The 20,332-nt window shown below is 63.0% G+C and carries 20 protein-coding genes and 1 tRNA gene; 18 read left to right on the forward strand and 3 right to left on the reverse strand.

What is annotated here, in order from left to right; all coding sequences use genetic code 11:
- The first annotated feature begins 304 nt into the window (after positions 1 to 304).
- Genes ileS through ndk form a run of 4 tightly spaced genes read left to right on the forward strand, consistent with a single transcriptional unit; the run spans position 305 to position 5,846 of the window.
- The gene (gene ileS / locus D9V28_RS03640) at positions 305 to 3,709 is read left to right on the forward strand and encodes an isoleucine--tRNA ligase (protein ID WP_121658310.1); all 3,405 of its coding nucleotides are present in this window, start codon (positions 305 to 307) and stop codon (positions 3,707 to 3,709) included.
- The gene (locus tag D9V28_RS03645; RefSeq protein WP_121658311.1) at positions 3,702 to 5,066 is read left to right on the forward strand and encodes a bifunctional folylpolyglutamate synthase/dihydrofolate synthase; all 1,365 of its coding nucleotides are present in this window, start codon (positions 3,702 to 3,704) and stop codon (positions 5,064 to 5,066) included. Before ileS ends, D9V28_RS03645 begins: the two co-directional genes overlap by 8 nt.
- A complete protein-coding gene (locus D9V28_RS03650; protein WP_229727715.1) occupies positions 5,063 to 5,440 on the forward strand; it encodes a DUF4233 domain-containing protein in 378 nt (125 codons plus the stop codon). The genes D9V28_RS03645 and D9V28_RS03650 overlap by 4 nt, the downstream gene beginning before the upstream one ends.
- Complete coding sequence (gene ndk, locus D9V28_RS03655) at positions 5,430 to 5,846, forward strand: nucleoside-diphosphate kinase (RefSeq protein ID WP_121658313.1); 417 nt, start codon at positions 5,430 to 5,432, stop codon at positions 5,844 to 5,846. The genes D9V28_RS03650 and ndk overlap by 11 nt, the downstream gene beginning before the upstream one ends.
- An 81-nt stretch (positions 5,847 to 5,927) precedes the next feature.
- Here ndk and D9V28_RS03660 read toward each other — a convergent pair whose 3' ends face one another.
- On the reverse strand, positions 5,928 to 6,521 hold the full coding sequence (locus D9V28_RS03660; RefSeq protein WP_121658314.1) for a vitamin K epoxide reductase family protein: 594 nt from the start codon (positions 6,519 to 6,521) through the stop codon (positions 5,928 to 5,930).
- A 261-nt stretch (positions 6,522 to 6,782) separates the two neighbouring features.
- On the opposite strand from D9V28_RS03660, the gene D9V28_RS03665 reads away from it, so the two are divergent.
- The gene (locus tag D9V28_RS03665) at positions 6,783 to 9,347 is read left to right on the forward strand and encodes an Rne/Rng family ribonuclease (protein ID WP_371869996.1); all 2,565 of its coding nucleotides are present in this window, start codon (positions 6,783 to 6,785) and stop codon (positions 9,345 to 9,347) included.
- Between the two features lie 32 nt (positions 9,348 to 9,379).
- On the opposite strand, the gene D9V28_RS03670 is transcribed toward D9V28_RS03665, so the two are convergent.
- Positions 9,380 to 9,664, reverse strand: a complete 285-nt coding sequence (locus D9V28_RS03670) for a DUF4031 domain-containing protein (RefSeq protein WP_121658316.1) — start codon at positions 9,662 to 9,664, stop codon at positions 9,380 to 9,382.
- Positions 9,665 to 9,883: 219 nt separating this feature from the next.
- Here D9V28_RS03670 and rplU point away from each other — a divergent pair, with 219 nt between their 5' ends.
- The 11 genes from rplU to D9V28_RS03725 all read left to right on the forward strand — a co-directional run bounded on the left by rplU (position 9,884) and on the right by D9V28_RS03725 (position 17,238).
- The gene (rplU, locus tag D9V28_RS03675) at positions 9,884 to 10,192 is read left to right on the forward strand and encodes a 50S ribosomal protein L21 (protein ID WP_121658317.1); all 309 of its coding nucleotides are present in this window, start codon (positions 9,884 to 9,886) and stop codon (positions 10,190 to 10,192) included.
- 18 nt (positions 10,193 to 10,210) lie between these two features.
- On the forward strand, positions 10,211 to 10,471 hold the full coding sequence (gene rpmA / locus D9V28_RS03680) for a 50S ribosomal protein L27 (protein ID WP_108391235.1): 261 nt from the start codon (positions 10,211 to 10,213) through the stop codon (positions 10,469 to 10,471).
- Between the two features lie 86 nt (positions 10,472 to 10,557).
- On the forward strand, positions 10,558 to 12,114 hold the full coding sequence (gene obgE, locus D9V28_RS03685; RefSeq protein WP_121658318.1) for a GTPase ObgE: 1,557 nt from the start codon (positions 10,558 to 10,560) through the stop codon (positions 12,112 to 12,114).
- Between the two features lie 3 nt (positions 12,115 to 12,117).
- A complete protein-coding gene (gene proB / locus D9V28_RS03690) occupies positions 12,118 to 12,927 on the forward strand; it encodes a glutamate 5-kinase (protein WP_121658319.1) in 810 nt (269 codons plus the stop codon).
- 10 nt (positions 12,928 to 12,937) lie between these two features.
- Positions 12,938 to 14,251: a glutamate-5-semialdehyde dehydrogenase gene (locus D9V28_RS03695; protein WP_121658320.1), complete on the forward strand. Its 1,314-nt coding sequence runs from the start codon at positions 12,938 to 12,940 to the stop codon at positions 14,249 to 14,251.
- 50 nt (positions 14,252 to 14,301) lie between these two features.
- Positions 14,302 to 14,499, forward strand: coding sequence for a hypothetical protein (locus D9V28_RS03700; RefSeq protein ID WP_121658321.1), 198 nt, complete (start codon positions 14,302 to 14,304; stop codon positions 14,497 to 14,499).
- A 6-nt stretch (positions 14,500 to 14,505) separates the two neighbouring features.
- Positions 14,506 to 15,105 (forward strand): nicotinate-nucleotide adenylyltransferase, encoded by a 600-nt coding sequence (gene nadD / locus D9V28_RS03705; protein ID WP_183086414.1) that lies wholly within the window; start codon positions 14,506 to 14,508, stop codon positions 15,103 to 15,105.
- Positions 15,102 to 16,301 (forward strand): hypothetical protein, encoded by a 1,200-nt coding sequence (locus D9V28_RS03710; protein WP_121658323.1) that lies wholly within the window; start codon positions 15,102 to 15,104, stop codon positions 16,299 to 16,301. The genes nadD and D9V28_RS03710 overlap by 4 nt, the downstream gene beginning before the upstream one ends.
- Before the next feature lie 21 nt (positions 16,302 to 16,322).
- Entirely contained in the window at positions 16,323 to 16,700 is a 378-nt protein-coding gene (rsfS, locus tag D9V28_RS03715; RefSeq protein ID WP_121658324.1) for a ribosome silencing factor, read from the forward strand.
- An 85-nt stretch (positions 16,701 to 16,785) separates the two neighbouring features.
- A tRNA-Ala gene (locus tag D9V28_RS03720) sits at positions 16,786 to 16,861 on the forward strand.
- 173 nt (positions 16,862 to 17,034) lie between these two features.
- Positions 17,035 to 17,238, forward strand: a complete 204-nt coding sequence (locus D9V28_RS03725) for a MerR family transcriptional regulator (RefSeq protein ID WP_121658325.1) — start codon at positions 17,035 to 17,037, stop codon at positions 17,236 to 17,238.
- Positions 17,239 to 18,182: 944 nt separating this feature from the next.
- Here the strand turns inward: D9V28_RS03725 and D9V28_RS03735 are convergent.
- Entirely contained in the window at positions 18,183 to 18,764 is a 582-nt protein-coding gene (locus D9V28_RS03735; RefSeq protein WP_121658327.1) for a cysteine hydrolase family protein, read from the reverse strand.
- Positions 18,765 to 18,903: 139 nt separating this feature from the next.
- Here D9V28_RS03735 and D9V28_RS03740 point away from each other — a divergent pair, with 139 nt between their 5' ends.
- Both D9V28_RS03740 and D9V28_RS03745 read left to right on the forward strand, forming a co-directional pair.
- Positions 18,904 to 19,890, forward strand: a complete 987-nt coding sequence (locus tag D9V28_RS03740) for a hypothetical protein (RefSeq protein WP_121658328.1) — start codon at positions 18,904 to 18,906, stop codon at positions 19,888 to 19,890.
- 26 nt (positions 19,891 to 19,916) lie between these two features.
- Positions 19,917 to 20,282, forward strand: coding sequence for a hypothetical protein (locus D9V28_RS03745; RefSeq protein ID WP_147440903.1), 366 nt, complete (start codon positions 19,917 to 19,919; stop codon positions 20,280 to 20,282).
- Positions 20,283 to 20,332: the final 50 nt, after the last annotated feature.

Here is a 20,332-nt window from a genome sequence, read left to right on the forward strand (position 1 = left end):
CGACGCGCAGGCCCCAGCGGTTGGGGAGCCCCGCGTCGAGCGCCGACTTCGAGAGGTTTCAGCGCCTCGCCGCCCCGGTGAACCGAATTCCCCGCTATCCTTGGGGGAGCGACTGCGATCCGGCCATCACCGGGGAGTCTTCGGAAGAACAGCACCGTGCACCTGCGGAGCCCAGTAGAACCGAACGGGGCTGGCCCGTTATAGCCAACGAACGAGCGGCCGACATGCGCGGCAAGCGAGGTGGTACCGCGGATCGAAATCTGATCCGCCCTCGCAGGTGAACACTGAACCTGCCGGGAGAACAATGCCATACCCCAAATCACACGACGCCGCTGGAGCAGCCTTCGGCGTGACTCCCTCTCCGACGTTCCCGAACATCGAGAAGGACGTTCTCGAGTTCTGGAAGAACGACGCGACCTTCGAGGCATCCGTTTCACAGCGCGAAGGCGCTGACGAGTGGGTGTTCTACGATGGCCCGCCGTTCGCGAATGGTTTGCCGCACTACGGTCACCTCCTGACCGGCTACGCGAAGGACCTCTTCCCGCGGTTCCAGACCATGCGCGGCAAGCAGGTGCACCGCCGTTTCGGCTGGGACACCCACGGCCTCCCGGCTGAGCTCGAGGCTGAGCGCCAGCTCGGCATCACCGACAAGAGCCAGATCGAAGAGATGGGCATCGCAGCGTTCAACGGTGCCGCCAAGGACTCCGTGCTCAAGTACACCGAGGACTGGGTGAATTACGTCACCCGTCAGGCGCGCTGGGTCGACTTCGAAAACGACTACAAGACGCTCGACATCACCTTCATGGAGAGCGTCATCTGGGCGTTCAAGCAGCTGCACGACAAGGGGCTCGCCTATGAGGGCTACCGCGTTCTCCCGTATTGCTGGCGCGACCAGACCCCGCTGTCCAACCACGAGCTGCGCATGGACGACGACGTCTACAAGATGCGCCAGGACCAGACAGTCACCGTCACGTTCCCGCTCGTCGGCGTCAAGGCCGAGTCGCTCGGCCTCACCGGCGTGCGCGCGCTGGCCTGGACGACGACGCCGTGGACTCTTCCCACGAACGCGGCACTCGCCGTAGGTCCTGAGATCGAGTACGCCGTCGTTCTCGCTGGACCACATGGAACACCGGATGCCACTGTGTTGCGTGAGAAGGACCCGAACCTTTCCGACTCCACCGAGGTGCTCGGCGGGGAATACCTCCTCGCCACGGCTCTGGTCGGCAACTACGCCAAAGACCTTGGGTATGACTCCGCGGAAGACGCTCTCGCGGCGATCTCACGCACCGTCGTTGGATCTGAACTGCAGGACGTCACATACGACCGCCTGTTCGACTACTACTCCGACGTGGACGAGTACGGCATGCAGGACGCCTGGCGCATCCTCGTCGCCGACTACGTCACGCTCGAAGACGGAACGGGAATCGTTCACCAGTCACCTGCGTACGGTGAAGAAGACCAGAAGATCTGCGAGGCCGCAGGCATCCCCGTCATCATCTCGCTCGACGACGGTGGCAAGTTCCTGCCGGCCGTGACCGACGTCGCTGGGCTGCTCTGGTCCGACGCCAACAAGCCGCTCACCCAGCTCATCAAGGCCGAGGGTCGCTTGCTTCGCCAGGCCAGCTACGAGCACTCCTACCCGCACTGCTGGCGCTGCCGGAACCCGCTGATCTACAAGGCGGTCTCGAGCTGGTTCATCCGGGTTCCCGAGTTCCGCGACCGCATGGTTGACCTCAACCAGGACATCAACTGGGTTCCTGACAACGTCAAGGACGGCCAGTTCGGCAAATGGATCGGCAACGCCCGTGACTGGTCGATCAGCCGCAACCGCTACTGGGGATCCCCGATCCCCGTGTGGAAGAGCGATAACCCCGAGTACCCGCGCATCGACGTGTACGGGTCGCTCGACGAGCTCGAGCAGGACTTCGGCGTGCGTCCGACCGACCTGCACCGCCCCTACATCGACGAACTGACCCGGCCGAACCCCGACGACCCCACCGGTCAGTCCACGATGCGCCGCATCACCGACGTCCTCGACGTGTGGTTCGACTCGGGCTCGATGCCGTTCGCCCAGGTGCACTACCCGTTCGAAAACCGCGAGTGGTTCGACTCGCACAATCCGGCCGACTTCATCGTCGAGTACATCGGTCAGACCCGCGGCTGGTTCTACACACTCCACGTGCTCTCGACCGCGCTGTTCGATCGGCCCGCGTACAAGAACGTGCTGAGCCACGGCATCGTGCTCGGAAGCGACGGGCAGAAGATGTCGAAGTCGCTCCGAAACTACCCGGACGTCAACGAGGTGTTCGACCGCGACGGTTCCGACGCAATGCGCTGGTTCCTCATGTCGAGCTCAGTCCTCCGCGGTGGCAACCTCATCGTCACCGAAGAGGGCATCCGTGAGGGCGTCCGACAGATGCTCCTGCCGCTCTGGAACACCTGGTACTTCTTCAGCCTGTACGCCAACACGGCACGTGAGGGTGGATACGACGCCTCGTGGCGCACCGACTCGACCGACGTCCTCGACCAGTACATCCTGGCGAAGACCCGCGTTGTGGTCGACGAGGTTGCCGGTCACTTCGAGAACCTCGACTCGACGCTCGCCGCAGCAACACTGCGTGACTTCGCCGACGTTCTCACCAACTGGTACGTTCGTCGCTCGCGTGACCGGTTCTGGGCCGGCGTCGACGAGAACGGCAACGGCACCGAGGCATTCGACACCCTGTACACGGTGCTCGAGGTAATCACCCGCGCCGCGGCGCCTCTGCTGCCGCTCGTCGCAGAACGCATCTGGAAGGACCTCACCGGAGGCCGCAGCGTGCACCTCGAGGACTGGCCGGACAGCTCGGCCTTCCCGGCTGACGACGTGCTCGTCGCGTCGATGGACCAGATCCGTGCGATCAGCTCCACGGTGCTCTCGCTTCGCAAGCAGGCCGGCCGTCGCGTGCGTCTGCCGCTCGCAACATTGACGGTTGTGTCTCCAGACCCCGAACACCTGAAGCGTTTCGGCGACATCCTCCGTGACGAGCTCAACGTTAAGAACGTCGAGTTCGTTACGCTGACCGACTCGAGTGCGGCCGACTACGGAATCACCTCGAAGCTCACCGTCAACGCCCGCGCTGCCGGACCACGCCTCGGCAAGAACGTGCAGACAGTCATCAAGGCCGCTCGTGCTGGCGACTGGACCGAAGTCGACGGCGTCGTGACGGCAGGGGGAGTGGAACTGCTCCCGAGCGAGTATGACCTCGTGCTTGAGACCGCTGCAGCCGAGGGTGCAGCCGAACAGGCCCTTGCCCTGCTTCCCGAGGGCGGCTTCGTCCTCCTCGACACCCAGACCACTCCCGAGCTGGAGGCCGAAGGCCTTGCCCGCGACGTTGTCCGAGCCGTGCAGGACACTCGCAAGGCTGCCGGTTTCGACGTGAGCGACCGTATCCGCCTCGGTCTCGTTTTCGAGAGCGCTGCAGACGCGGATGCTGTCACTTTCGTTACAGAGGTCGACATCGCGTCAGAGACGCTGGCGACGACTCAGTCACTTCACGCGTACGCCGAGGTCGACGAGTCCCAGCTCGCTGGCACTCCGTCCGAGTGGCTCCCGGCACTTCTCGGCGACGAGCCGGAGTTCTACAAGGAATTCTCGGCCGGACAGTTCGCGAATGCCGGATCATTCATCGTTGCGGTCCGCCGTGCGACCAGGAGCCTCAATGTCTGAGTATGACGACGACTTCGCTGAACAGGGCCAGGCCGTCTACGAGGCGCTCCTGGCCCGAACGGGCGAGGCGGCCCCACAGCCGCGGCTCGAGCCCACCCGCCGGGTGCTCGACCTGCTTGGCGACCCGCAGCGGGCATTCCCGATCATCCACCTGACCGGAACCAACGGCAAAACCAGCACGAGCCGCCTGATCGAGAGCATCCTTCGCGCATACGGACTGCGCACCGGACTGTTCACGAGCCCTCACCTCGTGTCCTTCAACGAGCGCATAGTTCTTGACGGTGAACCGATCTCGAACGAAGCGCTCGCACGCAACTGGGATGACATCCGACCGTACGTCGAGATGGTGGACGCTGAACTCGCGGAGGCCGGGAACGAACCGCTCACCTTCTTCGAGGTGCTCACCGTGCTCGCATACGCGAGCTTCGCCGACGCTCCCATCGACGTCGGTGTGATCGAAGTGGGAATGGGCGGCGAGTGGGACTCCACCAATGTCGCTGACGCACAGATCGCGGTTTTCACCCCGATCGACCTCGACCACGTTGCGCGTCTCGGCTCGACCATCGCGGAGATCGCGCGCACCAAGGCGGGAATCATCAAACCGGCGGCCACTGTTGTCACTGCGGCGCAGCATCCGGATGCTTTGGCAGAAATTCGGAAGGCTGCGGAACGTGACGAAGCAGTCGTCATCGCCCAGGACGTCGACTTCGAACTCACAGCCGACCACGTCGCCGTTGGCGGCCAGGTGATCAGCGTTCGTGGACGCGCGGGGGAGTACACCGACCTGTACCTGCCGTTGTACGGAGACCACCAGGGTCAAAACGCAGCAGTGGCGATCGCCGTCGTTGAGACATTCCTCGGCGACGGCAGCCAGCCGCTCGGCAATGACCCGCTGGTCGAAGGGCTTTCGGAAGTGACCTCACCCGGTCGCCTGCAACTCGTCGGAATCGAACCGACCGTGCTCGTCGACGCCGCGCACAACCCGCACGGCGCCCGTTCACTTGCGGCCGCCCTGGACAAGTACTTCGACTTCGCAGAGACGGTGTTCGTGCTCGGTGTGCTCGGCGACAAGGACGCAGAGGGCATCCTCTCGGTTCTCGCGCCGATCGCCGCACGAATTCACATCACCGCGTCGTCGTCATCCCGGTCGATCCCTGTGGACGAACTGGCTGAACGCGCCGCCGCCATCACCGTGCCTGGGCTGGTTCACGCCTTCGACTCGGCAGAGGACGCGGTGTTCGCAGCACGTGAGTGGGCAAACGAGGGTACGTCACGACTCGTCGTTGTGACGGGGTCTGTCGTGCTCGCCGGCGAGATTCTTGACCTCGCCGAAGCCGAGGAATGGAAAAAAGCATGAGGCGTCAACGCCAGAGCGTGCAGCAGTCACTCGCGTCGATAGTTCTCGGCTTCGAGCTCGTCGTCGTGTTTCTCGCGGCTCTCGTCGCGTTTGGGCTCAAAGCGCTCTCAGCGCCTGTCGCCCTGATCGGTGGAGCGGTCCTCTGCCTGGTGATCGTGGCAACACTCGGGCTGCTGCGCCACCGCTGGGGCATCATTGTGGGCTGGGTGGTGCAAGGCGTTATCGTTGCTACCGGCATCTTCGTGCCGATCATGTTCATAATTGGCGCGCTTTTCGCTGGCATGTGGGTTTACTCCATGGTGGCCGGCGGTCGGATCGACCGTCAGAAAGCCGCCGCTGCAGCACAACTTGGAGACGAAACACATGGCCGTTGAAGAAACACTTGTTCTGGTAAAGCCGGACGGTGTCGCCCGCAACCTCACCGGGGAAATCCTGCGCCGCATCGAGGCAAAGGGGTACTCGCTCGTCGACATTCGCCTTGTGCAGCCCGACCGCTCGCTCCTCGCGAAGCACTACGAAGAGCACGAAGGCAAGCCCTTCTACGAGCCCCTCGTCGAGTTCATGCTCTCCGGCTCCATCGTGGCGATCCGTGTCGCAGGTGACCGTGTGATCGAGGGCTTCCGCAGCCTCGCCGGAACGACAGACCCGACGACAGCGGCACCCGGCACGATCCGTGGTGACTTCGGTCGCGACTGGGGCCTCAAGGTTCAGCAGAACCTGGTGCACGGCTCGGACAGCCCCGAGTCCGCAGCGCGCGAACTCTCCCTCTGGTTCAAGTAACACTCGAACACCGAAGCGAGGCGTCCCTGAACGGGGCGCCTCGCTTCGTCGTTGGGGCCGCGGTCCGGCACCGACCCGCGCTTACAGTGTGCGGAGCACGTCCAGTCGCAGCTGCGCCACAATCGCGATGACCAGGTAGCAGGCCACCGTCAGCGGAGCCAGCCAGCCATACAGGGCGCTTGCCACGCGTCGAATGCCGGCCGATGCTGGCAGGTTGCCCCTGCTGACGTTGTACAGCGTCACCGCGAGGAACACGGGAATCGTCACCGCCCACGTCACCATGCACCACGGGCACAGCGTGCCGAGCACGAAAATGCTCTGGGAGATCAGCCAGATCACGAACCCCAACGCTCCGGCGAGCCCAATATTGAAGAGCACCCAGAACCAGCGTGCAAAGCGTGCCCCTGCGAGGATGGCGACACCAACGGCGATGGGTGCGACCCAGCCGGCAATACCCAGAAGCGGGTTCGGGAACCCGAACACCGATCCTTGCCAGGATTCCAGGTTCGCTCCGCACTGCACGAGCACACTGAAGTCGCAGGAAAGCGCCTCACCTGGCGATGTCAGCGTGTGCAGCTTTTCGAGAGTGAGCGCGAACGCGGCGACTTCGCCGATGGCTCCGGCGAGGATGAGAAAGACGGCGAGCACACGAGGGCTGTCGTCGGTTCTCTGCACGCTTCGGATTATGACACAACGTTGACTTTGGTCAGCCGTGGGAATCGCTGTGAACGCACCCGGCGTGCGATAATGAGAGCACGACCGTGGGGCCGCGCTCTACAGTCGTACAACAGAAGGCTTATTGGGCACGGCGCTCGTAATGAAACAGCGTTCGCCCAGTGTTTGAGACAAAAGTTTTCGTTGGCCACAACTCACGTGGGTGAGGCCGACAAAGAAGGTGCGTGACTAGAGCCAGAGGGCCGGTCGCGAACATACAGGATTTGCGGGGAGTACGCGAAAGCGAGAAACCGCTCGAGAGTTCCCGGATGGGCAGCGCGGCTGTCGCACCGGATGAGGAGTGCACCAGGAATGGTGAATGAAAATTTTGATAACACGGCCGACACATCAACCAACCCCGAGAGCGTAGCGCCCGAAAGCGATACTGAAATCGCCGAAACGCAGACGACGGATGCCACGCCAGGCACGTCTGCGGACGTTACGCCAGCTGCGCCGCAGCACGACGCCCAGCAGGGCGAGCCGGCAGAGGAACCCGCGAAGGCCGAGGAAGCGCCTGCCGCCTCCAACATCTTCGCCGCCTTCTCCACCGCTCCGACGACGGCACTCTTCTTCCAGGCCCCTGATGTCAAGCCGCTGCCCGCCCGTGACGACCGAGACGACGACCTCCCCGAGGACGACGAAGACGACGAACCGTCGACTGTTCGTCGTCGCGCACGTCGCCGTTCCGGTGACGAGCGCAGGTCCGGCTCTAACGACCCAGCCAACACCGTCGTCAAGGTGCGCCAGCCGCGCGAACAGCGTGAGCCCCGCGAGGTCGAACAGATCACCGAGCCGCAGCGCATCAAGGGATCGACCCGCCTCGAAGCGAAGAAGCAGCGCCGTCGTGACGGTCGCGACGCAGGCCGTCGACGTCCCGTTGTCACCGAGGCCGAGTTCCTCGCACGTCGTGAGTCCGTCGACCGCAAGATGATCGTCCGCTCCAAAAGCAACAAAATTCAGATCGGCGTTCTCGAAGACAACGTTCTGGTCGAGCACTACGTGGCCCGCAACGAAGAGGCGTCCCTCATCGGCAACGTCTACCTCGGTCGGGTGCAGAACGTGCTGCCAAGCATGGAAGCTGCCTTCGTCGACATCGGACGCGGCCGCAACGCCGTGCTGTACTCAGGTGAGGTCGACTGGGACGCCGCCGAGACCGGCAACCAGCCGCGCCGCATCGAACTGGCACTCAAGCCAGGCGACCGTGTGCTCGTCCAGGTCACCAAAGACCCCGTCGGACACAAGGGTGCTCGCCTGACCAGCCAGGTCTCTCTGCCTGGCCGCTACCTCGTTTACGTGCCGAACGGCTCGATGAACGGCATTTCTCGCAAGCTCCCGGACACCGAGCGTGCCCGCCTCAAGAAGATCCTCAAAGAGGTACTTCCAGATAACGTCGGCGTGATCGTGCGCACCGCCGCCGAGGGGGCAACCCAGGAGCAGCTGACGCTCGACGTCAACCGCCTCATCAACCAGTGGGCCGAGATATCCCGTCAGATGGAGACCGTTCAGGCGCCAGCGCTGCTGCACTCCGAGCCCGATCTCCTGATCAAGATCGTTCGCGACGTCTTCAACGAAGACTTCCAGAAGATGCTGATCGCCGGCGACGACGCGCAGGAAGTCATCGAAAGCTACCTTCGTGGTGTCGCTCCTGACCTGCTCGAGCGCGTCGAACGGTACGAGGGCAACCGCGACGTCTTCGACGAGTACCGCATCACCGAGCAGATCGAGAAGGCGCTTGACCGTAAGGTCTGGCTGCCATCGGGTGGTTCCCTCGTCATCGACCGCACAGAGGCGATGACCGTTGTCGACGTCAATACGGGAAAGTTCGTCGGTTCTGGCGGAAACCTCGAAGAGACGGTCACCAAGAACAACCTCGAGTCCGCGGAAGAGATCGTCCGCCAGCTGCGACTGCGCGACATCGGCGGCATCATCGTTGTCGACTTCATCGACATGGTGCTCGAGTCCAACCGTGACCTCGTGCTTCGCCGCCTCATCGAATGCCTCAGCCGCGACCGCACCAAGCACCAGGTTGCTGAAGTGACCTCGCTTGGTCTCGTACAGATGACACGCAAGAAGCTGGGACTCGGGCTGCTCGAATCCTTCAGCGAGCCGTGTGAGGTCTGTGCGGGACGCGGAGTCGTCGTCTCCCACGACCCGGTGGTCAAGCACCGCCAGACACCGCAGCCTGAGGCCAAGCGTCGAGGCAAGAACTCCAACGGCAACTCCAACGGCAACGGCAACTCGAACGCCCAGAGCCAGGCGCCAAAGGTTCCGACTCACGCCATCACCGACGACGCCAAGAACGCCCTCGCCAAGATCGCGGCATCCACACTCGCGGCGCATGCCGACGAGACGCCGTCGACCGATGAGTCAGCTGAGACGGTCGCTCCGGCCGCTGAGCGACGCAACGAGTCGCGCAGCGAAAGGCGCAACGACCGACGGAAGGGCCAGAAGGGCCAGAACCGCAACGGTCAGAACAACTCGAACGAGACAGTTGCTCAGCCGGTCCAGGCCGACGCGCGGGTCGAAGAGCCGAAGGCCGAAACGCCGCCTGCGGCCGACTCCGCCGCCCTGTCGATTTTCGACATTCCGCTCGAGCCCGCGCGCAAGCCCAAGCGTGTCGACCCGCGCGATGCCGAAGACTTGCTCGGGTCGGTTCTCGACGCTCTTCCGGAGCCCAAGCAGCCGGGAACCGGCCGCGGTCGTCGTCGTCGGGTGACGACAGCCGCTCTCACGGGCACTCCGGTCTCCCATGAGGCCGAGGGGTCACTTCCCACCTCGTCCGAGTAGGTTTCAACTCGACGCCGCCGGCGGTCGTGCCCTCATCCAGGGTGCGGCCGCCGTTTGCGTTCTTTTGCCGTCACGCGAAGACCGCTTCGGATCAGTCGCCGAACCAGCTCATTCGCGCTCACTGGGACCGCGCCACCCGACACAAGAGCGTCATACCGTGCCGCAGGGACGTCATAATGGTCAAGGTCAAAACTCCGCGGAGGGAGACCGTGTGCGGCGGCGAATTGGTGCAGTTCGTTCAGGGAAGCGTCACTGACGAGGTGGGACCAGAGGGTGTCGTGAGCCGGCCACATCGGGGGATCGATGAGCACGGTCATGACGGGAAGTCTACGAAATGCGACACGGGGTCGAGTGCATTTGTGCGATTCGGTGCGATGAAGTAAAGTTGCCTGTTGGTGCACGTTGGCTTATCCCGCGTTTTGCCCATGGTTTTCTGTCAGCTTGACCTCCCTTCCCGCTGGGGTCTACCGCACAGTGAATATTCCTTGACAGATTCAACTCGGAGCGCGAGCTCCCCAGAGAAGTAGGTACGAGAAGTGGTTTACGCAGTAGTGCGCGCCGGTGGTCGGCAGGAAAAGGTAGAGGTCGGCACCATTGTGACGATGGACCGTGTCAAGAGCATCGAGAACGGCAAGGTCGAACTGGCCGCTGTCCTCCTCGTCGACGGTGACAAGATCACCACCGATGCAGAGTCGCTCGCCAAGGTCACCGTTACGGCCGAGTTCATCGAGAACCTCCGCGGTCCCAAGATTCACATCCAGAAGTTCAAGAACAAGACCGGTTACAAGAAGCGTCAGGGGCACCGCCAGGAGCTCACGCGCGTCAAGATCACCGGCATCAAGTAAGCCTGAGGGAGAACAGAGATGGCACACAAAAAAGGTGCGAGTTCCACTCGCAACGGTCGCGACTCCAACGCACAGCGCCTCGGCGTGAAGCGCTTCGGCGGTCAGGTTGTCTCCGCAGGCGAAATCATCGTTCGCCAGCGTGGCACCCACTTCCACCCCGGCGTTAACGTCGGACGCGGTGGAGACGACACCCTCTTCGCTCTCGAAGCAGGAGCTGTCGAGTTCGGCGCCAAGGGCGGCCGCAAGGTCATCAACATCGTGACGGCAGCTGCCGAATAGGCATCCGTTGGATTTGTCTCAGGGGCGAGCTTCGGCTCGCCCCTGAGTTTTTTATGTAGAAGTACAAACAATTTGGGAGGGCTCTCGTGGCCACATTCGTCGATCAGGTGACACTGCACCTGCGTGCTGGAAACGGCGGTAACGGATGCGTGTCTGTGCGTCGGGAGAAGTTCAAGCCCCTTGCCGGTCCTGACGGCGGAAACGGTGGAAACGGTGGCGACATCGTCCTCGTCTCAGATCCGCAGGTCACGACGCTCCTGAACTACCACCGCTCTCCGCACCGCAGCTCCCAGAACGGTGGCCCGGGAATGGGGGACCACCGCGCAGGCACCACTGGTGAAGAGCTTGAACTGCCCGTCCCTGTTGGTACCGTCGTCAAGGACGCCGACGGCAACGAACTCATCGACTTCGCCGAGCCGGGCATTCGCTATGTCGTCGGGCAGGCGGGCCAGGGCGGGCTCGGCAACGCTGCACTGTCGACCACCAAGCGCAAAGCGCCTGGTTTTGCGCTGCTCGGTACGCTCGGCTGGGAAGGTTCAGTCACCCTCGAGCTCAAGGTCGTCGCCGACGTTGCCCTCGTTGGTTACCCGTCCGCAGGCAAGTCCAGCCTGATCGCCGCCATGAGCGCCGCTAAGCCGAAGATTGCCGACTACCCCTTCACCACACTGCACCCGAACCTCGGTGTCGTTCAGGCCGGCGATAGCCGTTACACCGTCGCCGACGTGCCAGGACTCATCGAAGGTGCCAGCGAAGGCAAGGGCCTTGGCCTCGAGTTCCTCCGTCACGTCGAGCGGTGTTCAGCGCTCGTGCACGTGCTCGACTGCGCAACGCTCGAGCCCGGCCGCGATCCAATCAGCGACCTCGACATCATCCTCGGTGAACTCGGCGCCTACCCGGTGCCCGAGGGTCAGACTCCGCTGCTCGAGCGCCCGCAGCTGATCGCGCTCAACAAGGTCGACGTGCCCGAGGGCAAAGACCTGGCCGAGCTGGTCAAACCCGAGCTTGAGGCAAGGGGCTATCGCGTATTCGAGATCTCGACGGTGAGCCACGAAGGTATGCGCCAGCTCTCCTACGCGCTCGGTCAGCTTGTCGAGGACGAACGTAAAGCGAAGGCGGAGCACGAAGCTGCCCACCCGCGCATCGTCATCCGTCCGCGGCCGGTGGACGAATCGAAATTCACCGTCACCGTCGAGGGCGGCAGCTTCGGCAACATCTACCGGGTCCGGGGCACCAAACCCGAACGCTGGGTCCAGCAGACTGACTTCACCAATGACGAGGCCGTCGGCTTCCTCGCTGACCGTCTGGCGAAACTCGGCGTTGAAGACGGCCTGTTCAAGGCCGGAGCCGTCGGCGGGTCGACCGTCATCATCGGTTCAGACAACGGTGTTGTCTTCGACTGGGAGCCGACGCTCACGTCATCGGCCGAGATGATCACCACCCCGCGTGGTCTCGATGCGCGTCTCGACGCGAACAACCGGCCGACCCGCAACCAGCGTCGCGAGGAATACTTCGAGCGCATGGATGCGAAGACCGAAGCTCGCGCCGAGCTGTTGCGGGAGCGCGAGGCTGGGATCTGGCGTGACCAGTACGAAGCGGAAGAAGCCGCCGACGCACTCTCGGACGGGACCGAAGGGGACAAGTAGCGCATGACCGTAGCGGATCGGGCGGGCCTGGCGACGGCGCGTCGAGTTGTCGTCAAGGTGGGGTCTTCGTCGATCAGCGGCGACAACGCTGGCCAGATTTCGCCGCTCGTCGACGCGCTTGCCGCCGCACATGCCAGGGGCACGGAAATCGTCCTGGTGTCGAGTGGCGCGATCGCTACGGGAATGCCCTATCTGGCGCTCACCAACCGGCCGACCGACCTCGCGACACAGCAGGCGGCAGCCGCGGTTGGTCAGAACGTTCTCATCTATCGCTACCAGGACAGCCTCGACCGCTACGACATCGTGGCCGGGCAGGTGCTTCTGACGGCCGGCGACATGGAGAACGACGCGCACCGGTCGAACGCGCAGCGGGCGATGGAACGGTTGCTTACGCTGCGGATCCTCCCGATCGTCAACGAAAACGACACGGTTGCGACTCACGAGATCCGGTTCGGTGACAATGACAGGCTCGCGGCACTCGTGTCCATCCTCATCGGAGCAGACGCGCTGGTCCTGCTCAGCGATGTCGACGCGTTGTACACTAAGCCGCCAACCGAACCGGGCGCCGAACCGATTCACCTGATAGAGCGATCAGACAGTCTTGCCGAGGTCACCTTCGGTGACATTGGTGCGGCGGGCGTCGGAACAGGTGGCGCCTCGACCAAGGTCTCAGCCGCACGGCTGGCTGCTGACTCAGGAGCTGGCGTGCTCATCACCTCGACCGGCAACGTCGCGCGTGCTTTGAACGGCGAACATGTCGGTACCTGGTTCGTCCCAAACGAACGTTCGTCGCGACGGCCGTCTGCTGGCTAAAATCGGTCCTATGACCGACACCGTCGCCGCAGCTCCGCATTCACCCACGTCTCCGACACTCGCTGACCCCGGGCAAAGTGTGTCATTCGACGAACGGCTGCTCCGTGCGCGCGAGGCGTCGCGGACGCTTGCGACAGCATCCGGTGATCTGAAGAACGCCGCACTCGAGGCGATGGCGAACGGACTTGCCGAGGCCGCGGAGAAAATACTTGCCGCGAACGCGCGAGACCTCGATAACGGTCGAACGAACAGGCTCAGTGACGGGCTGCTCGATCGTCTTCGACTGGATGAGAACCGGCTGGCCGGGCTGTCAGCCGCGATCCGCGAGATCGCCGCCCTGACCGATCCGATCGGGCAAAGCGTTCGCGGATCCCGGCTGCCCAACGGTGTGCGGATTGATCAAATTCGCGTTCCCTTCGGCGTGGTTGGTGCCATTTACGAGGCGCGGCCGAACGTGACCGTCGACATCGCTGCCCTCGCGCTCAAGAGCGGAAACGCTGTTGTTCTTCGGGGCGGATCGGCCGCAGAGAACACCAACGGGCAGCTGGTCGAAGTGATTCAGGATGCTCTCGGTTCCGTGGGGCTGCCATCAGGCGCCGTTCAGACGATCGATGAGTTCGGTCGGGACGGGGCGACACGGCTGATGCAGGCACGGGGCCTGGTCGATGTGCTTGTGCCGCGGGGGAGTGCCTCGCTGATTCAGACGGTGGTGACCGAGTCACGGGTGCCGGTGATCGAGACCGGTGCCGGCGTTGTTCACATCTACCTCGACGAGACCGCGCGGGAGGACTGGGCCGCCGACATCGTCCACAATGCGAAGGTGCAGCGCCCGAGCGTCTGTAACGCGGTCGAAACTGTCCTCGTCCATGCCGGCGCGGCGGGCAGGGTGCTTCCCGGCGTGCTTCAGCAGTTGGCGGACGCTGGTGTCACCATCCACGGCGACGAGGCAACCCGTACGATCTGGCCTGACGCGCGAATCGCTACGGAGGAGGACTGGGCAACCGAGCACATGAGTCTCGACATTTCGGTTCGGGTGGTGGACGACCTGGATCAGGCCATCGAGCACATCAGGACGTACTCGACCGGCCACACAGAGTCGATCATCACCGAGTCCGTGGCGAATGCTGAGCGGTTCCTCGCCGAGGTGGACTCGGCCGTGGTGATGGTCAACGCGTCGACCAGATTCACCGATGGTGGTGAGTTTGGGTTCGGTGCGGAGGTCGGAATTTCGACCCAGAAGTTACATGCGAGAGGCCCAATGGGCGTTTCGGAACTCACCAGCACAAAGTGGATAGTCCGAGGTACCGGCCAGGTGCGGAGTTAGTCGGTAGACTGGTTCCGGCGCACTCGCCCGCCACAATGAATGGAGCACAGATGTCGTTTGCGACGATCCTTTTCGCAGAAGCAGCAGGACACGTTGAACTGCCGATGCCTACCTGGATGTACGGCGTAATCGCGCTCATCGTTTTCGTGTTCCTTGGCGTAGCCACATTCAGCTACCGCGACGTCGCAAACCGTCACAGCACCTCGCGGCCCTCGCGAGCCGCAGCTGAACCTGGACACGGTCACTAGAGCCCGATGGCAGTTGTGCCACGCCCGCCGCGAGTGGGCGTCATGGGTGGAACGTTTGATCCCATTCACCACGGTCACCTTGTCGCGGCAAGCGAGGTGGCTCAGTCGTTCGACCTTGACGAAGTCATCTTCGTTCCAACGGGTCAGCCCTGGCACAAAAACGTCGTAACGCCAGCAGAGCATCGCTACCTGATGACCGTGATCGCCACGGCGTCCAACCCCAGATTCACCGTCAGCCGCGTCGATGTTGACCGGCAGGGCACGACCTACACGATCGACACCCTCCGTGATTTACACAAAGAGCGGCCGGAAGCCGAGCTTTTCTTCATCACAGGTGCCGATGCCGTCGCTCAGATTTTGAGCTGGAAAGACGTGAAAGAACTCTGGTCGCTTGCTCACTTCGTGGCTGTGAGTCGACCGGGACATACCCTCAGTGTTTCAGGATTACCACACCAGGACGTAAGCTTGTTGGAAGTTCCGGCCCTGGCGATATCGTCGACCGACTGTCGGAGCCGGGTGAGCCGGGGTTTCCCGGTCTGGTATTTGGTTCCCGACGGTGTCGTTCAGTACATCACCAAACATCACCTGTATCGGAGTAATGCATGACCCCGCTGCCCGACGAGCAACCGCTCTCTCGTCGCCAGCTGCGTGAGCAGCAGCGCACGACAGACGCGACACCAGACACCGAATCACCACAGGTGCCGAACTCTGCCGCGCCTGGACGAGAAGTCCGCGAGAATGACGGTCCGGAAGTCGAGCCGGCTCGGGTCGAGCCCGCGCTCACGACCGATCAGGTGAACCTGCTTGAAGAAGCAGAGGCGGCGGGTAAACCACTGACCCGGCGACAAGCCCGCGACCTCGAACGTGTGCGGACGGCATCGCTGACAATCGTGCCGCCCCTCGTCGAACCGTCGGACCCCGCAGCCGCGAAGAAGACGCCCGCGCCGGCCGACATCGTCGAGCCGACCGAGGTCGTCAAGCCCGCTGAGCGCGAGGCGGCGGACACGAAGCCCGCAAAAAAGCCGCGGACGAAGAAGAACGGGGGGTCCAATCCACCGGTCCCCACCGCTGAGCCTGCGTCCCCGCGCATGCCAGCGTTCGTTCCTGCATCCGCTGCTCCTGTCGATGTCGTCGAAGACGAGGAGTCGACTGCTCCGGTCACCGACAATCCCGAGGAGCGTTCGGCGCCGAAACGTACGTCGTTCGGTCTGCCCATCGCCGAACCGGAAGACGGTCTGGCAGCGTTAATTCCTGCAGAGGATGACGAGGACGAGCCCCGACTCTCGAGCAGTTTCGGCGAGGCCGTGCTCGACGCTTCAGCCCCCAAGCGGGACAAGCTCCACACTGAGCTCGAGCAGCCATTTGACCAGATCATCGCCCGTGGCCTCGAAGAGGCCGGAAACGGCGTTGGAACCAGTTCCTTAATCTTGCCGTCGATGCCCTCTGGTGACCCGTTCACCGGTCCGCTTTCCGCTCAGGGTGGCGTCGTCATCACCGGATCGATCGACATTTCCTCGGGAAACGGATCGACCGGCGGTCACCCGAACAGCTTCGACAAGTCAGACATCGATGCGATGTTCGACGAAGAAGACGAGTCTCGACCGGCCACCGCCGGAACTCCCGTCTCTGCCAGTCGCGCGGTGTCGACGCACACCGCAACGCGCGACGTCATCACCCCTCCGGCGCCTGCCCGCAGCAATCGACTCCTTCTCATCCTGGCGATCACCGCCGGAGTTTTGGCCGTTGCGGTGCTGTCGGTCATCATCGTCGGTATTGCGGCCGGCGCTTTCCAGTCGCAATAACCTCAGAAAGGCCACTTCCAAGTGACAGCACGCGAATCCACAATCCAACAGCTCAACATTGCCGCCCAGGCAGCCCACGACAAGGGAGCCGAGGACCTCGTCGCTCTCGACGTATCTGAACCGCTTCCGTTTGTTGACGTTTTCTTCATTGCCACCGGCCGCAACGAGCGCAACGTCATGGCCGTCGCAGGGGAGATCGAAGATCAGCTGAACGCTGCAGGGCACAAAACCCTTCGCAGGGAAGGCCGATCCGAGGGCCGATGGATTCTCATCGACTTCGGTGACCTTGTGGTGCACGTTTTCCACGAAGAAGAGCGACTGTATTACTCGCTCGAGCGTCTGTGGAAGGACTGCCCGGTTCTCCCTCTCGCCGTTCCAGCTGCCGCCGCCGCTGAGTAACGCTCAGGTTGCTGCTCGATTCGGAACATTCAGAATTATGTAGTAATCTAAACAGGTTGCTTCGAGCGATCGAAGCGGCCGAAATGGGTCTGTGGCGCAGCTGGTAGCGCACCTGCATGGCATGCAGGGGGTCAGGGGTTCGAATCCCCTCAGATCCACCAAAACCCCTGGTGAACGTCAAGTTCGTCAGGGGTTCTTTTCGTCAGAAAAGGCCTCTGAAGTGCTTTGGGGCCTTTTTGGGAGCTTTTTGAAATGGCCCCTCCTTCCACAGCGATCCACAACGGATCACGTCGGACGGCGACGACCTTGGGTCTGTGCTGCACTCATAAGGAGTATGAGCACATCCGTCCCCACCACGTACCCGCCCGCGCGCGTCATCGAGAGCCTGGGTGACTATCTCACCGTCGACGAGCTCGCGGAATATCTGCAGCTGTCCAAAGAGACGATCTGCCACTGGCGTCTCGAAGGCACCGGTCGAAGACAACCAAGCTCGGCAAGCACTTGCGCGACAGCCGAGGGAACGTCGAGGCCTGGCTGAAGTCCCGAACCGACAGACGGTAACCGGGTCGGCGATGCCGCACTCCTCGGACTGAGGGCAATCCGATGGCACGAAGCAAGATAGATCCGGGCTCACATGGCAAGATCACATTCCAAAACCTGCCTGATGGTCGCGTCCGTCGCACGTTGTGTTACCGGCGGATTGATGGTGGATATGACAAGGGGCGCGTGCGGGCGAGCTTCACCGCGGCGGGCCTCGGCTTTGAGGGCTGGGAGCGATTTGCATCTGTCGAAACGTAACGACCTGCCTCCGGGCCATGGCGTATATGTCGTCGTGCGCGAGCCCGTGGGGCGGCCGACGTTCCTTACCGAAAGTGTAGGAGGGCCACACAAGGGCAAGCCTCTCGCGGTTGGAACCGGCGAGCTGCAGGGAGCGGATGATCATGACTGGGTTAGCGGCCTAAGCAGCCGTCTGGGCGTTCGCACTGCCGTGCTTGACGCGCTGGCAGGGCTTTGGGTCGTGAAAAAACCCGGACCTCGCAGCCAGACTTCTTGTGGACCTACAGGCAGGGTTCAGTGCTCGGAGTATCGAACGCGGTGCACGAGCAGAGGCGAACGTGGACCAGTAGAGCCGTCATTTGTGATGGCGAATCGAACCGATAGCAAGTGCGTGACCTGGCTGATCGGCAGCAAAGGCTGCTCTTGCATCGCAGCTTCCCCGCGTGCGTCCCGGGCCGGGGCTGTCGCAGTCGCCGTAGCTCAGCGAGACATACTCATGTCGTGGCCTTTTTGGGTAGCTTTTGATCAACAGACAACGCCAGCATCCTCCGCACAGCTGGGCCTCGGTACGGGCGTGTTGACGTCCGCCGTGAACCAGCACCCCCGAGCCCTTGTCGCCGGCCGCTTCGTCACAACGACACGTCATGGTCGAACAGGGCTGTGCTACAGAAGCGACCTAGGCACCGCGCTTCTCGGCGGCTGATACTACCTGGTTCGCGAAGTGCGGTTCGCTAGCAGCGATTGCGTGTTCACTACGGTAGCGAATTCTTCGTGCAGGTTGACGCCCGTGATTCGGGACAGCTCGGCCGCGTGGACGTTGCCTCCGTCGACGTCCTTCCGGTCGAACGTGTGCGTCGCGTCCAGGGCGAAGAACACCTGGTAGCCGAGGTTACCCGCAACCCGCGCAGTTGTCTCGCAGCAGTGATTCGTGGTGATCCCACAGATGACGAGGGAACTGATGGTGTTCGATTGCAGCCAGTCATGCAGATCTGGGGTGCCGTGGAAGCTGGAATTGACACTCTTATCGACGAGAAGGTCCGGCTCCCCGGACACAAACACTTTGAGCGCGTGACCCGGGTTGCTGGGATGCAGCGGTGACAGCGGATTGGTTGAACTGTGTTGCACGAAGACGATCGGGCGTTGACCGTTCCGCCATTCCGCTAGTAGAAGTTCTATGTTCGCTTCGCAGTCCGGGTTGTTTCGGGGACCCCACCAAGCGGCATCCTCGAATCCTTGCTGCACGTCGATCACGACGAGGGCGGTTCGATCATTGATATTCAGTGACATTGCCTTCTCCATTGGTGAATCCCCGCTCAAAGTATGGCGTGTCAACTCACTGCAACTCTCAAGCCATGGTCGCCCGGAACGAACAGACGCGCGTATAACTAAATGTGAAATTGTCTACATTAAGTTATAGCCTGGACACTTGGTACCTTACGTGACGGCGGATGCTGGCATCGAGTTGCTCGCGTCATCCGGCCTGGATGTAGCCATCGATAGTGCGAGCGACCTCGTCGTCGGTGGCGTCCCCGTCGAGTTGAAGGTGTGCGCCCGCAACCCCTCACCGTCAGACGCGATGAGGATGCTTGATCGGGCTCGCCAGCGCGGCGTGCGGAATGAGGGCACGGACAGGCGACTGCTGATCGTGATGCCGAGCGTGCCGACGTCGATTCGCAAGCTCGCCGAGGACATGCCAGACCTCGCCGTCGCCGGCGTCAACGACAGCATTCTGATCTGGGGCAGGAAGACGCAGTTCCTTAACCTCGTCGGCGGCATCGAGGACGTTGGCCGGCCGAGGGGGCGACCATCGTGGGGTCGCCATGCGCTGATGCGGGCCCTTCTGTTTTCCGATGAGCCGCGCACGCAGGTGGAGCTTGCGGCGCAGATAGGCACCTCCCAGGCTGCGGTTTCCAGGGCGCTCAAAGACTGGACGGGGACCGTCGAGAAAGTCAACGGCCGTTGGCGCGCCGTCAAGCCGGAGGGGCTCTGGGACCGCTTCCTGGAGACCTATCCGGGGCCCAGCGGCATCACCGAGTCCTGGTACAGCCTCGACCCGATCATTAAGCAGGCCGAGGATGCCCAGGCCACGAGTCCGGACGTGCTGCTCTCAGGGGACGCGGCCGCCGACACTATCGCGCCATGGCGGGTGCCCACGAAGGCCCTCGTCTATGCGAAGACGGGGCTGCCGTTGGCCCGAGCAAAATTCGCCGAGTCGGGGCGAGACGAAGCTAGCCTCGAGGTCATCATTCCTGCAGATCCGACGATCTGGGCGACTGCCGCAGCGTGGTCCGCGCATCCACGGACTGTGGATCCGGTTCTGGCGGCGTGGGACGTCCGGCGAACCGGTGGCCCCGACGCGGGCGAAGCGATCGATCGCTTGGCCAGGCGAGTGCTCCAGAGGGCCCCGAGTTGACAACGACCCGGGTGGGTGCTGAGACCGTGTCGACCTCCGACGCTGATGACGCCGCATTCCAGGCGCTCGAGGACGTTGCTGCGATCGCCGTTGATCTCGACGACATCCTCGTCATCGGCGGGCAGATCGCATCCCTATTGCTGATCGCCTTCCCGTCGACTGGGTCGATCGCCCGGCGCACCGGCGACGCGGACGCCGCGATGACAACTGCAATCGCGGCATCCGGGACCGTGCATGACAGGCTCGTCGCGGAGGGCTATGAGGCGGTGAGCGGCAACCACTACGAGCGAGGAGCGGGCGGAGAGGTCGCGGTCGACACGTTCGCGCCTGGAAGCGAAAGACATAGCCGACCTTTACAACCTCTTCCTCATCGTCAACCAGCACGACGCTAACGCCATCGGCGGATGGAAGCTCAGCGAAGCGACCTTGTTCGGTTCCCGCT

Source organism: Mycetocola zhadangensis (assembly GCF_003668565.1).
Taxonomy (GTDB): domain Bacteria; phylum Actinomycetota; class Actinomycetes; order Actinomycetales; family Microbacteriaceae; genus Mycetocola_A; species Mycetocola_A zhadangensis.

Coding starts and splice junctions, on each gene's coding strand:
- D9V28_RS03735 (WP_121658327.1), bottom strand. CDS start 18,764: ATGTCACTGAATATCAATGATCGAACCGCCCTCGTCGTGATCGACGTG.
- rpmA (WP_108391235.1), top strand. CDS start 10,211: ATGGCACACAAAAAAGGTGCGAGTTCCACTCGCAACGGTCGCGACTCC.
- D9V28_RS03650 (WP_229727715.1), top strand. CDS start 5,063: ATGAGGCGTCAACGCCAGAGCGTGCAGCAGTCACTCGCGTCGATAGTT.
- proB (WP_121658319.1), top strand. CDS start 12,118: ATGACCGTAGCGGATCGGGCGGGCCTGGCGACGGCGCGTCGAGTTGTC.
- ileS (WP_121658310.1), top strand. CDS start 305: ATGCCATACCCCAAATCACACGACGCCGCTGGAGCAGCCTTCGGCGTG.
- D9V28_RS03725 (WP_121658325.1), top strand. CDS start 17,035: ATGAGCACATCCGTCCCCACCACGTACCCGCCCGCGCGCGTCATCGAG.
- D9V28_RS03645 (WP_121658311.1), top strand. CDS start 3,702: ATGTCTGAGTATGACGACGACTTCGCTGAACAGGGCCAGGCCGTCTAC.
- nadD (WP_183086414.1), top strand. CDS start 14,506: ATGGCAGTTGTGCCACGCCCGCCGCGAGTGGGCGTCATGGGTGGAACG.
- D9V28_RS03700 (WP_121658321.1), top strand. CDS start 14,302: ATGTCGTTTGCGACGATCCTTTTCGCAGAAGCAGCAGGACACGTTGAA.
- D9V28_RS03710 (WP_121658323.1), top strand. CDS start 15,102: ATGACCCCGCTGCCCGACGAGCAACCGCTCTCTCGTCGCCAGCTGCGT.
- D9V28_RS03695 (WP_121658320.1), top strand. CDS start 12,938: ATGACCGACACCGTCGCCGCAGCTCCGCATTCACCCACGTCTCCGACA.
- D9V28_RS03670 (WP_121658316.1), bottom strand. CDS start 9,664: ATGACCGTGCTCATCGATCCCCCGATGTGGCCGGCTCACGACACCCTC.
- ndk (WP_121658313.1), top strand. CDS start 5,430: ATGGCCGTTGAAGAAACACTTGTTCTGGTAAAGCCGGACGGTGTCGCC.